We start from the raw sequence: 13,469 nt of genomic DNA, 5'->3' as shown, positions 1-13,469 counted from the left end.
TCTGTGTTACCGGAGAACCCATGTCACTACAGAATTTAACGCGCTTTCCCCGCCTGGAGTTTATCGGCGCGCCGACTCCGCTGGAGTATCTGCCGCGATTTTCTGACTATTTAGGACGCGATATTTTTATTAAGCGCGATGACGTAACGCCGATGGCGATGGGGGGCAATAAGCTGCGTAAGCTGGAGTTTCTGGCCGCTGACGCCCTGCGTGAAGGCGCGGATACGCTCATTACCGCAGGTGCCATTCAGTCTAACCATGTCCGCCAGACCGCCGCGGTGGCTGCAAAGCTGGGTCTCCACTGTGTGGCATTGCTGGAAAACCCAATTGGAACGCACGCAGAAAACTATCTGACTAACGGCAACCGTCTGCTGCTGGATCTGTTTAACGTACAAGTCGAAATGGTCGAGGCATTAACCGACCCGACCGCACAACTTGATGAACTGGCGACGCGTCTGGAAGCGCAGGGTTTTCGTCCCTACGTTATTCCTGTCGGCGGCTCGAATGCGCTGGGCGCGCTGGGGTATGTGGAAAGTGCGCTGGAGATTGCCCAGCAATGCGAGGGAGCGGTCAGCCTCTCTTCTGTCGTTGTTGCTTCCGGCAGTGCAGGTACCCACGCAGGGCTGGCCGTAGGTCTGGAGCAATTATTACCCGATGTCGAGCTTATTGGCGTGACGGTATCGCGTAGCGTCGCGGACCAGAAGCCGAAAGTGGTCACCTTACAGCAGGCGGTGGCAGAGCAACTGGCGTTGAAGGCAACGGCTGATATCCAGCTCTGGGACGACTATTTTGCACCAGGCTACGGCACGCCTAATGAAGAGGGGATGGATGCGGTGAAATTGCTGGCGCGCCTCGAGGGTATCCTGCTTGATCCCGTGTATACGGGCAAAGCGATGGCCGGTCTTATCGATGGCATTGAACAGAAGCGCTTTAAGGATGAAGGGCCGATTTTGTTTGTTCACACCGGCGGGGCACCTGCGCTGTTTGCCTACCATCCTCATGTCTAAAATCAGGTCGAAAAATAATAATGCAAGAAAGTATTCAACTGGTTATTGATTCCCTGCCGTACCTGCTTAAAGGTGCGGTATTTACGTTACAGCTCAGTATTGGCGGGATGTTCTTCGGTCTGGTACTCGGGTTTGTGCTGGCCTTAATGCGTATGTCACCCGTCTTACCAGTACGCTGGGTGGCGCGTTTTTATATCTCTGTGTTTCGCGGCACGCCGCTTATCGCCCAGCTCTTTATGATCTACTACGGTTTACCGCAGTTTGGTATTGAGCTGGATCCGATCCCCGCGGCGATGATTGGTTTGTCGCTCAATACGGCGGCATACACCTCTGAAACGCTGCGTGCGGCAATCTCGTCCATTGATAAAGGGCAGTGGGAAGCGGCGGCCAGTATCGGTATGACGCCCTGGCAAACGCTGCGCAGAGCCATTCTGCCTCAGGCGGCGCGTGTGGCGCTTCCGCCGCTCAGCAACAGCTTTATCAGCCTGGTGAAAGACACGTCGCTGGCGGCCACCATTCAGGTACCGGAACTGTTCCGTCAGGCGCAGCTTATTACCTCGCGCACCCTGGAAGTGTTCACCATGTATCTGGCGGCCTCGCTGATTTACTGGGTAATGGCGACAGTGTTATCCGCCTTGCAAAACTATTTCGAAAACCAGCTTAACCGCCAGGAGCGTGATCCAAAATGAGTGCTATCGACGTTAAAAACCTGGTGAAAAAATTCCACGGTCAAACGGTGCTCCACGGGATTGATCTGGAGGTTGAGCAGGGTGAAGTGGTCGCCATTATCGGCCCGAGTGGTTCCGGGAAAACAACGCTGCTGCGCAGCATCAACCTGCTTGAACAGCCTGAAGAAGGCACGATTCGGGTAGGGAACATTACGATTGATACCGGCAAATCCATCAGCCAGCAAAAAGGTCTGATTCGCCAGTTGCGCCAGCATGTGGGCTTTGTTTTCCAGAACTTCAATCTCTTCCCACACCGGACGGTGCTGGAGAACATCATTGAAGGCCCGGTCATTGTAAAAGGGGAAGCCAAAGAGGACGCGACGGTTCGCGCGCGCGAGTTGCTCGCAAAAGTCGGGCTGGCCGGTAAAGAAACCAGCTACCCGCGCCGCCTGTCAGGTGGTCAGCAGCAGCGTGTGGCGATTGCACGCGCGCTGGCGATGCGCCCGGATGTGATCCTCTTTGATGAACCGACCTCTGCGCTCGACCCTGAGCTGGTGGGAGAGGTGCTGAACACCATCCGCCAGCTGGCACAGGAGAAACGCACAATGGTTATCGTTACCCACGAGATGAGCTTCGCTCGTGATGTGGCGGACCGCGCCATTTTCATGGATCAGGGAAGGATCGTGGAGCAGGGGCCGGCAAAACACTTATTTGCCAACCCACAGCAGCCGCGAACCCGTCAGTTCCTTGAAAAATTCCTTATGCAGTAGAATTTTTGCACTAATTTGCTCCAGAAAATTCATCTGGGGCAAATTATTCTCCCCCTGCGCCCGACACCGTGTTTTTTTATTCCGCTCAGGCCCAATAAACCTTATCAAACGTAAAGTTAATTGTGCTGTTGCCGATATTTTGTAGTTAGAAATAAGTTTTATGTGTTAGGTTATATTCACCATAATAATGAATATCATTTCAGAGGCTTCATTTAGTAAGTATGAAGGATTCAGACTTTTTCACCTGGCGACGGGAATGCTCCCTCCGGTTTCAGAAATTGACCTGTGCCGACGAGGTATATCAGGAACTTCAGCGACAAACTCAGGCGCTAGAATTTGATTATTACGCACTCTGCGTACGCCATCCCGTGCCTTTTACGCGGCCTAAGATTTCTGTGCATACCACTTATCCGCCACAGTGGCAGGCGCAATATCAGTCGAAGAATTATTTCGCCATTGACCCGGTGTTAAAACCGGAGAATTTCATCCAGGGGCATTTACCCTGGACTGACGAATTATTCGCGGATGCTGAGGAATTATGGCATAGCGCACGGGAGCACGGCTTACGTACAGGAATAACGCAGTGTCTGATGCTGCCGAATCATGCTCTCGGTTTTCTGTCGGTTTCTCGTACTAGCATGCTGGAGAGCCCGCTAGACCACGAGGAAATAGAGCTGCGGTTACAACTGCTGGTGCAAGTGGCCTTAACATCGTTGATTCGATTTGAAGATGAGATGGTGATGCCGCCTGAGATGAAATTCAGCAAACGTGAACGGGAAATTCTTAAATGGACCGCGGAAGGGAAGACGTCGGCGGAAATTGCGATCATTCTCTCCATCTCAGAGAATACGGTTAACTTTCATCAGAAGAATATGCAGAAGAAATTCAATGCGCCTAACAAGACGCAGATCGCGTGTTACGCGGCGGCGACCGGGCTTATTTGAGTAGAGAGTACGTTCTGCGTGTCAGACGAGGCAACGGCTGAATGCACAGCATCCAGCCGTTTTTTATTACTGGCGGTAGGCTTGTTTAATTTGCTTAACGGTGTTGGCAAATACCGCGGATTCAGCCTGGTCTTCCATCTGCGCGATTTGTTTTTCCATTTTAATGATCACACGACCGGCGTCAGCCTGGCCCATCGCCTGTAGCATCAGCGTTAGCAGCGATTTCAGGCAGTTTACTTCCTGTGCCAGTTCCTGGTTATTCTCCGCAGTGGCAAATTCAGGTGTGCTCATTTATTTTCCTCATTATAAAACGGCGCTCGTGCGCGACGATGAAAGTCAAGGCGGCGGAGTATACCACAAGGCGCAGCAAAAAATGCAGCGGTTGTTTTTCGTACTTTTACACTGGATGTTTATTTGCGTAAACAACGCGTGCCGCCAAACTGTACGGCGTTAATAGCGACGAATTGTTTATACCCGGTTCGCTTGTCGTTAATTATTGTTACAAAAATTTAAGAGCTGTTTTTTTACGGACTCAGGCGACAGGTTTTTTGTAACTTTTTGAATACAGATGCTTAAAAAAAGCTGCACAAGCCCTGGTGGCGCGGGCTCTCTTTCCACGTTCTGTACAGCCTAATTTCCAAAAACGAGAGCGAAATCGAATAGCCGATTTTTTAACGTTTTAATCTTGTGAGGAAAACCGTTAATATAAACCAAATTATCACTCAGTAGCGTTATCCCTATTCTGGAGACATTTCCTTTGATCAACGTCCTTCTTGTTGATGACCACGAACTGGTGCGCGCAGGGATACGACGCATTCTTGAAGATATAAAAGGTATTAAAGTTGCTGGTGAGGCTTGTTGCGGCGAAGATGCCGTAAAATGGTGCCGCACTAATTCGGCCGATGTGGTGTTGATGGATATGAACATGCCCGGTATCGGTGGTCTTGAAGCAACTCGCAAAATCGCGCGTACCTTTGTTGATACAAAAGTCATCATGCTGACCGTGCATACTGAAAACCCGCTGCCCGCGAAAGTGATGCAGGCGGGCGCTGCCGGTTACCTGAGTAAAGGTGCCGCGCCGCAGGAAGTTGTCAATGCTATCCGTTCCGTGTTTGCCGGACAGCGTTACATTGCTTCCGACATTGCTCAGCAGATGGCCCTGAGTCAGATCGAACCCGAGAAAACGGAATCGCCGTTTGCCAGTTTGTCCGAGCGTGAACTACAGATTATGCTGATGATCACCAAAGGTCAGAAGGTAAATGAGATCTCGGAACAGCTGAATCTTAGCCCGAAAACGGTGAACAGCTATCGTTATCGCATGTTCAGCAAACTGAACATTCATGGTGATGTTGAACTGACTCATCTGGCCATCCGGCATGGTTTATGTAATGCGGAGACGTTGTTAAGTCAGTGAGTGATGTGTTCGATTCAAAAGCATTTCTGAAAACCGTAACCAGCCAGCCTGGCGTCTATCGTATGTATGACGCTGGCGGTACGGTTATCTACGTGGGGAAAGCGAAAGATCTCAAAAAGCGCCTCTCCAGCTATTTTCGCAGTAACCTTGCCTCCCGCAAGACCGAAGCACTGGTCGCACTCATACAGAATATTGATGTTACCGTCACGCATACCGAGACGGAGGCGCTGCTGCTTGAGCATAACTATATTAAGCTCTATCAGCCGCGCTACAACGTGCTGTTACGCGATGATAAATCCTATCCGTTCATCTTCCTGAGTGGCGATACGCACCCCCGGCTTGCTATGCACCGCGGTGCAAAACATGCCAAGGGTGAATATTTCGGCCCGTTTCCCAACGGCTATGCCGTCCGTGAGACGCTGGCGCTGCTGCAAAAAATCTTCCCTGTTCGCCAGTGTGAAAACAGTGTCTATCGCAATCGCTCGCGCCCGTGTCTGCAGTACCAGATTGGCCGCTGTCTGGGGCCATGCGTTGCCGGGCTGGTGAGTGAAGACGAGTATGCGCAGCAGGTCGAGTATGTGCGCCTGTTTTTAGCCGGGAAAGACGATCAGGTATTAACGCAGCTGATCGCCCGGATGGAGAAAGCCAGTGCAGCGCTGGAGTTCGAAGAGGCCGCGCGGATCCGCGACCAAATCCAGGCGGTGCGCAGAGTCACTGAGAAACAGTTCGTCTCGAACACCGGTGACGATCTCGACGTGATCGGCGTTGCCTTTGACGCCGGCATGGCCTGCGTGCATGTGCTGTTTATTCGTCAGGGTAAAGTGCTCGGGAGCCGCAGCTATTTCCCGAAAGTGCCGGGAGGGACGGAGCTGGGTGAGGTGGTTGAAACCTTCGTCGGCCAGTTCTATCTGCAGGGGAGTCAGATGCGCACGCTGCCATCTGAGATCCTGCTTGATTTCAATCTCGATGATAAAACGCTGCTGGCGGATTCGCTGTCAGAACTGGCTGGTCGTCGGGTTAACGTGCAGACCAAACCGCGCGGTGACCGCGCGCGTTACCTGAAGCTTGCCCGGACCAACGCGGCGACGGCGCTTACTACAAAACTGTCCCAGCAATCGACGGTCCACCAGCGTTTAACGGCACTGGCTACGCTCCTGAAGCTGCCGGAGGTTAAACGGATGGAGTGCTTCGACATCAGCCACACGTTGGGCGAGCAGACCGTGGCCTCCTGCGTGGTGTTTGATGCTAACGGCCCGCTGCGCGCGGAATATCGTCGCTATAACATCACCGGGATCACGCCGGGTGATGACTATGCCGCCATGAACCAGGTGCTGCGCCGTCGCTACGGTAAAGCCATCGAAGAGAGCAAAATCCCGGATGTGATACTGATTGACGGCGGGAAAGGGCAGCTCGGGCAGGCGAAAGCGGTCTTTGACTCACTTGATGTGAGCTGGGATAAAAACCATCCGTTGCTGCTGGGTGTGGCAAAAGGGGCCGATCGTAAAGCCGGTCTGGAGACGCTCTTCTTTGAACCGGAAGGGGAGGGCTTCAGTCTGCCGCCGGATTCTCCGGCACTGCATGTTATCCAGCATATTCGCGATGAGTCACACGATCACGCCATCAGCGGGCACCGGAAAAAACGGGCGAAGGTAAAAAACACCAGTACGCTTGAGACCATCGAAGGCGTCGGGCCAAAACGCAGGCAGATGTTGCTTAAATATATGGGCGGATTGCAAGGATTACTCAATGCCAGCATGGAGGAAATTGCAAAAGTGCCGGGTATTTCGCAAGCGCTGGCAGAAAAGATCTACTACTCGTTGAAACATTGAGGGCTCTGTAGCAACATAGAGCTAAATTTTACTGACAACAAACAGTTACCGTCATTATGCAATTTAATATCCCTACGTTGCTCACTCTTTTTCGCGTTGTGCTTATCCCGTTCTTTGTACTGGCATTTTACCTGCCAGTCGTCTGGGCCCCTTTTGCCTGTGCACTGATTTTCCTGGTGGCTGCGGTTACGGACTGGTTTGATGGTTATTTGGCACGCCGCTGGAACCAAAGCACCCGCTTCGGTGCCTTCCTCGACCCGGTCGCCGATAAGGTCATGGTCGCTATCGCGATGGTGCTGGTGGCTGAGCACTACCACACGTGGTGGGTAACGCTGCCTGCAGCAACCATGATTGGCCGTGAGATCATCATCTCTGCGCTGCGTGAGTGGATGGCGGAGCTGGGTAAGCGCAGCAGCGTCGCGGTATCGTGGATTGGTAAAGTGAAAACTACCGCGCAAATGGCCTCGCTGGTCTGGATGCTCTGGCGTCCAAACGCCTGGGTTGAGTGGGCGGGGATTGGGCTGCTGTGGGTTGCTGCGGTACTGACGCTGTGGTCTATGCTGCAATATTTAAACGCTGCCCGTGGCGATTTGCTTGATCAGTGATCGTTTCGACGTAATTTTCAGCAAACGATCCGGGGATGCAAAAAATAACGTTGACTCATACCGTCATATCAGTAGAATGCAACGCATCGAACGGCGGCACAGCTAGCCGGACGATAATGAAATCAAGTGGTTAGAAGTTAACTTGATGACATGCGGGAATAGCTCAGTTGGTAGAGCACGACCTTGCCAAGGTCGGGGTCGCGAGTTCGAGTCTCGTTTCCCGCTCCAGATTAAAGACATGCGCAATAGCGGGTGTCGCGTAAAAAAGTTTTACGGCGCGTTAGCAAAGCGGTTATGTAGCGGATTGCAAATCCGTCTAGTCCGGTTCGACTCCGGAACGCGCCTCCACTTTCTTCCCTGGCCGGATGGTGGAATCGGTAGACACAAGGGATTTAAAATCCCTCGGCGTTCGCGCTGTGTGGGTTCAAGTCCCACTCCGGCTACCATGGGAAAAAGCAGAATAATCAAAGCAATAAGCAGTGTCGTGAAACCACCGAAAGGTGGTTTTTTTGTGCCTGTTTTTCGCCGTATACCCTAGTTTCACCCTTCAACTTCGCCACAATAAGAGGGCAATCATGCCCAACAATGGCCATTAGCGATAGGATCTGTCGGCGTCGGTCGTCAGCTGCGAAATCACGGTTTTAAATACTGATGGCACTGTCTCTCTGCGTCACCCGGCCCAGAAGGGGCCTCTAAACCGGGTAACGCAGTCTCACTACCAGGCGGTATGGTACAGCTCGCTAATATCTGCCAGGCTCGCTTCCCGTGGGTTGCCGGCAGTACAGACATCATCATATGCCGCCTGGGCGAGCATCGGGATATCTTCTTTTTGTACTCCAGCCTCACGCAGATGGAGCGGGATGCCCACATCGTGATTAAGCCTGAAGACGGCATCCACGGCAGCATTGCGCGCGTCCGTAAGGCTCAGCCCTTCAACCTTCACGCCCATCGCCCGTGCAATATCGCGGAATTTATCGCCGGTAAAGTCAGCGTTGTAACGCATGATATGGGGCAGCAAAATGGCATTCGCCACGCCGTGCGGTGTGTCATAAAAAGCACCCAGCGGGTGCGCCATACCGTGAACCAGCCCCAGGCCAACGTTGGAAAAGCCCATGCCGGCAACATACTGGCCCAGCGCCATCGCCTCGACGGCATCTCGATCGCCCTTGACTGAATCGCGCAGTGCGCCGGCAATAATCTCAATCGCCTTGATGTGTAGCGCATCGGTCAAGGCCCATGCGCCCCGGGTGATATACCCTTCAATCGCATGGGTCAGCGCATCAACGCCGGTTGCTGCTTTCAGCACTGGCGGCATACCGTCCATCATATCTGCATCGATAAAAGCGACCTGCGGAATGTCGTGCGGATCGACGCAAACAAATTTACGCCGCTTCTCTTCATCAGTGATCACGTAGTTAATGGTCACTTCAGCCGCTGTTCCGGCTGTAGTGGGAATGGCCAGAACGGGTACGCTGGGGTTACGGGTTGGGGACAGGCCTTCAAGGCTACGAACATCCTTAAACGCCGGGTTATTGCTGATAATACCGATTGCCTTACAGGTATCCTGAGGCGAGCCGCCCCCGATAGCGATAAGGTAATCTGCGCCGCTGTTCTGAAAAACACCCAGCCCTTCCTGTACTATTCCGATTGTCGGGTTAGGAAGCACGCCGGAGTATATTTCCCAGGCCAACCCCGCTTCGTCCAGCTTATCCGTGACCTTCGCCACCACACCACACTGTATCAGCGTCCTGTCGGTGACAATCAGCGCTTTTTGATAGCCGCGACGCTTTACCTCATCGCAAAGCATCCCTGTCGCGCCCCGGCCAAACCAGGCCGTTTCGTTCAAAATCATTCTTTTCGCCATGGCATTTCTCCTGTTTGCTATGCGATGTCATTCTTCAATGCGCAGTCCGTAGGTTTTGAATTTTTCCAGTACAATGGCGATAGCATCGTCATCCAGTACCGGGACCGGATCCGTTATTGCCAGCGTGCAAAGGTACAGTTGTGCCAGTACTTCAACTTCATGCGCCAGCCACAGGGCTTTTTCCAGATTTGCTTCACAGGCAATTAAGCCGTGGTGCTGTAACAGCGTTGCTTTGCGGTTCCTGAGGGCAAAGGCGACATAATCGGACAGCTCGCGTGTCCCAAATGTGGCATATGGCGCGCAGGGTATGGAATTACCGCCTGCGGCGGCAATCATGTAATGAATGGCCGGGATAGGGCGGTTAAGAATAGACACGGCGGTACAGTGCACCGCATGGTTATGCACCACCGCCTGCGCATCCGGACGCGTCTGGTAGGCGGCCATATGGAAACGCCACTCGCTGGAAGGCAGTTTGCCCTGTTCATGCTGACCGTCGGCATCAATATAAACGATGTGTGACTCCGTCAGTTTTTCATAGGGGATCCCCGTTGGCGTTATCAATATCCCGTCCTGATAGCGCACGCTGACGTTGCCAGCCGTGCCCTGATTTAGCCCCAGGCGGGTCATTTCCAGGCAGGTATCAATAATCTGCCGCGCCAGTCTATTTCGTTCCATTTGTTACCTCTCTTGATGATCTAAAGCACCAGCAGAACAAGCCTGTTGTCCTGATGAATTAACCGTATATTTGCGCACCATCTTTATAGGGAATAACGCTAAAAAAAATCCGGTGGTTTCACTTTGTGATCACCGTCAATTAATAGTCTGGAATTGATCCTTATTCAATTAATTCATTTCGGTAAAAATGACCGATTCAGAAGATTTTTATTCAAACAGTCGTTTTGATGATTTTTACTGTGAAAATGCCCGTTTCCGGAGTAATACATTAAATCGGTCACTGGGGTTGTGGTTTTTAATGTTTATTTTCCCCGATGGGGGTTGTTTTTATTAAATTTAAAGTGATAACGATCACATAAAGATATCGCGTTGCCGTTAAATGTGATTGTCATCATATTCGCCCCCCTTTTTTACATGAAAATGCATTCACGAGATCATTCCGATCGCCAGATTCGCGCCAGTAAGAGTAAAGCACCTTTTTATTTTTACCGTCTGGCAAGAAAGGAAAGTCACATTCTGACGCTTCTGACTAACGAGGGTGTTATGGGAAATACAACAATACCAACGCAGAGTTTTCGTGCGGTCAATGCCGGGCAAGCCCAGCGTTACATTATTCCTTTCGCGTTACTCTGCTCACTTTTTTTTCTTTGGGCAGTCGCTAATAACCTGAATGACATTTTACTCCCCCAGTTTCAGCAAGCCTTTACCCTGACAAACTTCCAGGCTGGCCTGATACAATCTGCGTTCTATTTCGGCTACTTTGTCATTCCAGTTCCTGCCGGGATACTGATGAAAAAACTCAGCTATAAGGCAGGTATTATTACCGGGTTGTTTTTATATGCCATTGGTGCTGCATTATTCTGGCCTGCGGCTGAGTTAATGAATTATACATTGTTTCTAGTCGGTCTTTTTATTATAGCGGCGGGGTTAGGTTGCCTTGAAACTGCTGCTAACCCCTTTGTGACAGTGCTGGGGCCAGAGAGTGGTGGTCATTTCCGTCTTAATCTGGCGCAAACTTTTAATTCTTTTGGCGCTATTATTGCCGTTGTGTTTGGACAAAGCCTAATTTTGTCTCACGTGCCGCATCACTCTCAGGCGGTACTCGATAAAATGACGCCAGAACAGCTAAGCATTTATAAGCACAGCCTGGTGTTATCCGTACAAACGCCTTATATGATTATCGTGGCAATTGTATTGTTGGTCGCCCTGCTGATTATGTTGACCAAATTTCCGGTCCTTCAGAGCGATAATCACGTCGACGGCACACAAAGCACATTTTCTACCTCTCTTTCCCGTCTGGTCCGTATTCGCCACTGGCGCTGGGCGGTGCTGGCGCAATTCTGTTATGTCGGCGCGCAAACTGCCTGCTGGAGCTACCTGATCCGGTACGCTATTGAAGAGATCCCCGGCATGACGCCAGGTTTCGCCGCCAACTACCTGACCGGCACCATGGTGTGCTTCTTCATCGGTCGTTTTACCGGTACATGGCTAATCAGCCGCTTCGCACCGCATAAAGTACTGGCCGCTTATGCCCTGCTTGCCATGGTTCTATGCCTGGTCTCCGCCGTATTCGGCGGCCATTTCGGTCTACTGGCCCTAACGCTGTGCAGTGCATTTATGTCTATTCAGTACCCAACCATTTTCTCCCTTGGGATTAAGAACCTGGGTCAGGACACCAAATACGGCTCGTCATTCATCGTCATGACCATTATCGGCGGCGGGATTGTGACGCCGGTCATGGGCTTTGTCAGCGATGCTGCAGGCAATATCCCAACAGCAGAACTGGTTCCGGCAGTGTGTTTTGCCGTCATCTTCATCTTTGCCCGTTTCCGTTCGCAAGCGGCAACGAATTAAACCTGTATCCGAAAACGTGAGGGATCTGTCATGAAAAAAATCAGCTTACCGAAAATAGGTATCCGTCCGGTGATTGATGGTCGTCGTATGGGGGTTCGTGAGTCTCTGGAGGAGCAAACCCTGAATATGGCCAACGCCACCGCCGCGCTGCTCACTGAAAAGCTTCGTCACCCCAACGGCGAGCAAATTGAATGCGTCATTGCTGACGGTTGCATTGCGGGGATGGCCGAATCTGCCGCCTGTGAAGAAAAATTCAGCAGCCAGAACGTCGGCGTGACCATCACCGTGACGCCGTGCTGGTGCTACGGGAGCGAAACGATCGATATGGACCCCATGCGTCCGAAAGCCATCTGGGGTTTTAACGGGACTGAACGTCCGGGTGCCGTTTATCTGGCCGCCGCGCTGGCTGCACACAGCCAGAAAGGGATTCCGGCATTCTCTATTTATGGTCATGATGTCCAGGACGCCGACGACACCTCGATTCCCGAAGATGTTGCGGAAAAACTGCTGCGCTTTGCGCGTGCCGGTTTAGCCGTCGCCAGTATGAAAGGGAAAAGCTATCTCTCCATTGGGGGGGTGTCGATGGGGATTGCCGGTTCCATCGTCGACCCTAACTTCTTCGAATCCTGGCTGGGGATGAAGGTACAGGCAGTTGATATGACTGAACTGCGCCGCCGCATTGATCAGAAAATCTTCGATGAAACCGAACTGGAAATGGCGCTGGCCTGGGCGGACAAAAACTTCCGCTACGGCGAAGACCAGAACGCGCAGCAGTATAAGCGTAACGAAGCGCAGAACCGCGAGGTGCTGAAAGAGAGCCTGCTGATGGCGATGTGTATCCGCGACATGATGCAGGGCAACCCAGCACTGGCGGAAAAAGGGCGGGTGGAAGAATCGCTGGGCTACAACGCCATTGCGGCAGGCTTCCAGGGCCAGCGTCACTGGACCGATCAATACCCGAACGGCGATACCGCCGAAGCGTTGCTTAACAGTTCCTTTGACTGGAATGGCGTGCGTGAACCCTTTGTCGTCGCGACCGAAAATGACAGCCTCAACGGCGTAGCGATGCTAATGGGCCACCAGTTGACCGGCACAGCACAGGTGTTCGCCGACGTGCGCACCTACTGGTCTCCAGAAGCGGTAGCGCGCGTGACCGGTCAACCGCTCAGCGGTCTGGCTGAGAAGGGTATTATCCACCTGATCAACTCCGGCTCTGCGGCTCTCGATGGCTCATGCAAACAGCGCGGCAGCGATGGCAATCCAACAATGAAGCCATTCTGGGACATTAGCCAGCAGGAGGTTGATGCCTGCCTGGCGGCCACCGAATGGTGTCCGGCGATACATGAATATTTCCGCGGCGGCGGTTTCTCTTCTCGCTTCCTGACCGAAGGCGGCGTGCCGTTCACCATGACTCGCGTGAATATCATTAAAGGTCTTGGCCCGGTTCTGCAGATTGCAGAAGGCTGGAGCGTGGAACTGCCGAAAGAGATGCACGATCGGCTTGACGCCCGTACCAATTCAACCTGGCCGACCACCTGGTTCGCACCACGTCTGACGGGTAAAGGTCCCTTTACCGACGTTTATTCCGTGATGGCGAACTGGGGGGCAAACCATGGCGTGCTGACCATCGGCCACGTCGGCGCAGACTTCATCACCCTGGCATCAATGCTGCGAATTCCGGTCTGCATGCATAACGTGGAAGAGTCGAAGGTCTATCGTCCTTCCGCCTGGGCTGCGCACGGCATGGATAGCGAAGGCCAGGATTACCGCGCCTGTCAAAACTATGGCCCGCTGTACAAACGTTGAGTAACGTCTTTGCCCGGTAGCGTATGTTTACCG

13 protein-coding genes and 3 tRNA genes are annotated in these 13,469 nt (G+C 52.5%); 12 read left to right on the top strand and 4 right to left on the bottom strand.

Going from position 1 to position 13,469, the window contains the following annotated elements:
* Positions 1–20 precede the first annotated feature (20 nt).
* The 4 genes from dcyD (at position 21) to sdiA (ending at position 3,389) form a co-directional block, all read left to right on the top strand.
* Positions 21–1,007 carry a D-cysteine desulfhydrase gene (dcyD, locus tag ACN9MQ_RS14085; protein WP_020883351.1) on the top strand — a complete coding sequence of 329 codons (987 nt, stop codon included), beginning with the start codon at positions 21–23 and terminating at the stop codon, positions 1,005–1,007.
* 20 nt (positions 1,008–1,027) lie between these two features.
* Complete coding sequence (gene tcyL, locus ACN9MQ_RS14080; protein WP_014170710.1) at positions 1,028–1,696, top strand: cystine ABC transporter permease; 669 nt, start codon at positions 1,028–1,030, stop codon at positions 1,694–1,696.
* Positions 1,693–2,445: an L-cystine ABC transporter ATP-binding protein TcyN gene (tcyN, locus tag ACN9MQ_RS14075; protein WP_014170709.1), complete on the top strand. Its 753-nt coding sequence runs from the start codon at positions 1,693–1,695 to the stop codon at positions 2,443–2,445. The genes tcyL and tcyN overlap by 4 nt, the downstream gene beginning before the upstream one ends.
* Positions 2,446–2,666: 221 nt before the next feature.
* Positions 2,667–3,389: a transcriptional regulator SdiA gene (gene sdiA / locus ACN9MQ_RS14070; RefSeq protein ID WP_014170708.1), complete on the top strand. Its 723-nt coding sequence runs from the start codon at positions 2,667–2,669 to the stop codon at positions 3,387–3,389.
* Positions 3,390–3,455: 66 nt separating this feature from the next.
* Here sdiA and ACN9MQ_RS14065 read toward each other — a convergent pair whose 3' ends face one another.
* Entirely contained in the window at positions 3,456–3,680 is a 225-nt protein-coding gene (locus tag ACN9MQ_RS14065; RefSeq protein ID WP_003859644.1) for a DUF2594 family protein, read from the bottom strand.
* Positions 3,667–3,747, bottom strand: coding sequence for a hypothetical protein (locus ACN9MQ_RS14060; RefSeq protein WP_418251707.1), 81 nt, complete (start codon positions 3,745–3,747; stop codon positions 3,667–3,669). The genes ACN9MQ_RS14065 and ACN9MQ_RS14060 overlap by 14 nt, the downstream gene beginning before the upstream one ends.
* A 399-nt stretch (positions 3,748–4,146) precedes the next feature.
* Between ACN9MQ_RS14060 and uvrY the strand changes: the two genes are divergently transcribed.
* The 6 genes from uvrY to ACN9MQ_RS14030 all read left to right on the top strand — a co-directional run bounded on the left by uvrY (position 4,147) and on the right by ACN9MQ_RS14030 (position 7,683).
* The gene (gene uvrY / locus ACN9MQ_RS14055) at positions 4,147–4,803 is read left to right on the top strand and encodes a UvrY/SirA/GacA family response regulator transcription factor (RefSeq protein WP_013096026.1); all 657 of its coding nucleotides are present in this window, start codon (positions 4,147–4,149) and stop codon (positions 4,801–4,803) included.
* Positions 4,800–6,632, top strand: coding sequence for an excinuclease ABC subunit UvrC (gene uvrC, locus ACN9MQ_RS14050; protein WP_426020963.1), 1,833 nt, complete (start codon positions 4,800–4,802; stop codon positions 6,630–6,632). Before uvrY ends, uvrC begins: the two co-directional genes overlap by 4 nt.
* Before the next feature lie 56 nt (positions 6,633–6,688).
* Positions 6,689–7,237, top strand: a complete 549-nt coding sequence (gene pgsA / locus ACN9MQ_RS14045) for a CDP-diacylglycerol--glycerol-3-phosphate 3-phosphatidyltransferase (RefSeq protein WP_014170706.1) — start codon at positions 6,689–6,691, stop codon at positions 7,235–7,237.
* A gap of 152 nt (positions 7,238–7,389) precedes the next feature.
* Positions 7,390–7,465: transfer RNA gene (locus ACN9MQ_RS14040), tRNA-Gly, on the top strand.
* Between the two features lie 46 nt (positions 7,466–7,511).
* Positions 7,512–7,585, top strand: a tRNA-Cys gene (locus ACN9MQ_RS14035).
* A gap of 11 nt (positions 7,586–7,596) precedes the next feature.
* Positions 7,597–7,683: transfer RNA gene (locus ACN9MQ_RS14030), tRNA-Leu, on the top strand.
* A gap of 269 nt (positions 7,684–7,952) precedes the next feature.
* On the opposite strand, the gene fucO is transcribed toward ACN9MQ_RS14030, so the two are convergent.
* Positions 7,953–9,101, bottom strand: a complete 1,149-nt coding sequence (gene fucO / locus ACN9MQ_RS14025; protein WP_073396050.1) for a lactaldehyde reductase — start codon at positions 9,099–9,101, stop codon at positions 7,953–7,955.
* A gap of 27 nt (positions 9,102–9,128) precedes the next feature.
* A complete protein-coding gene (fucA, locus tag ACN9MQ_RS14020; protein WP_020883353.1) occupies positions 9,129–9,776 on the bottom strand; it encodes an L-fuculose-phosphate aldolase in 648 nt (215 codons plus the stop codon).
* Positions 9,777–10,319: 543 nt separating this feature from the next.
* On the opposite strand from fucA, the gene fucP reads away from it, so the two are divergent.
* Both fucP and fucI read left to right on the top strand, forming a co-directional pair.
* Positions 10,320–11,630: an L-fucose:H+ symporter permease gene (fucP, locus tag ACN9MQ_RS14015; RefSeq protein ID WP_426020964.1), complete on the top strand. Its 1,311-nt coding sequence runs from the start codon at positions 10,320–10,322 to the stop codon at positions 11,628–11,630.
* A 30-nt stretch (positions 11,631–11,660) separates the two neighbouring features.
* On the top strand, positions 11,661–13,436 hold the full coding sequence (gene fucI, locus ACN9MQ_RS14010; protein WP_426020965.1) for an L-fucose isomerase: 1,776 nt from the start codon (positions 11,661–11,663) through the stop codon (positions 13,434–13,436).
* Positions 13,437–13,469: the final 33 nt, after the last annotated feature.

The organism is Enterobacter sp. R-25 (assembly GCF_049913205.1).
GTDB lineage: Bacteria > Pseudomonadota > Gammaproteobacteria > Enterobacterales > Enterobacteriaceae > Enterobacter > Enterobacter ludwigii.
The sequence above is the reverse complement of the archived record's forward strand: the minus strand, read 5'-3'. Positions and strand labels throughout refer to the sequence as shown.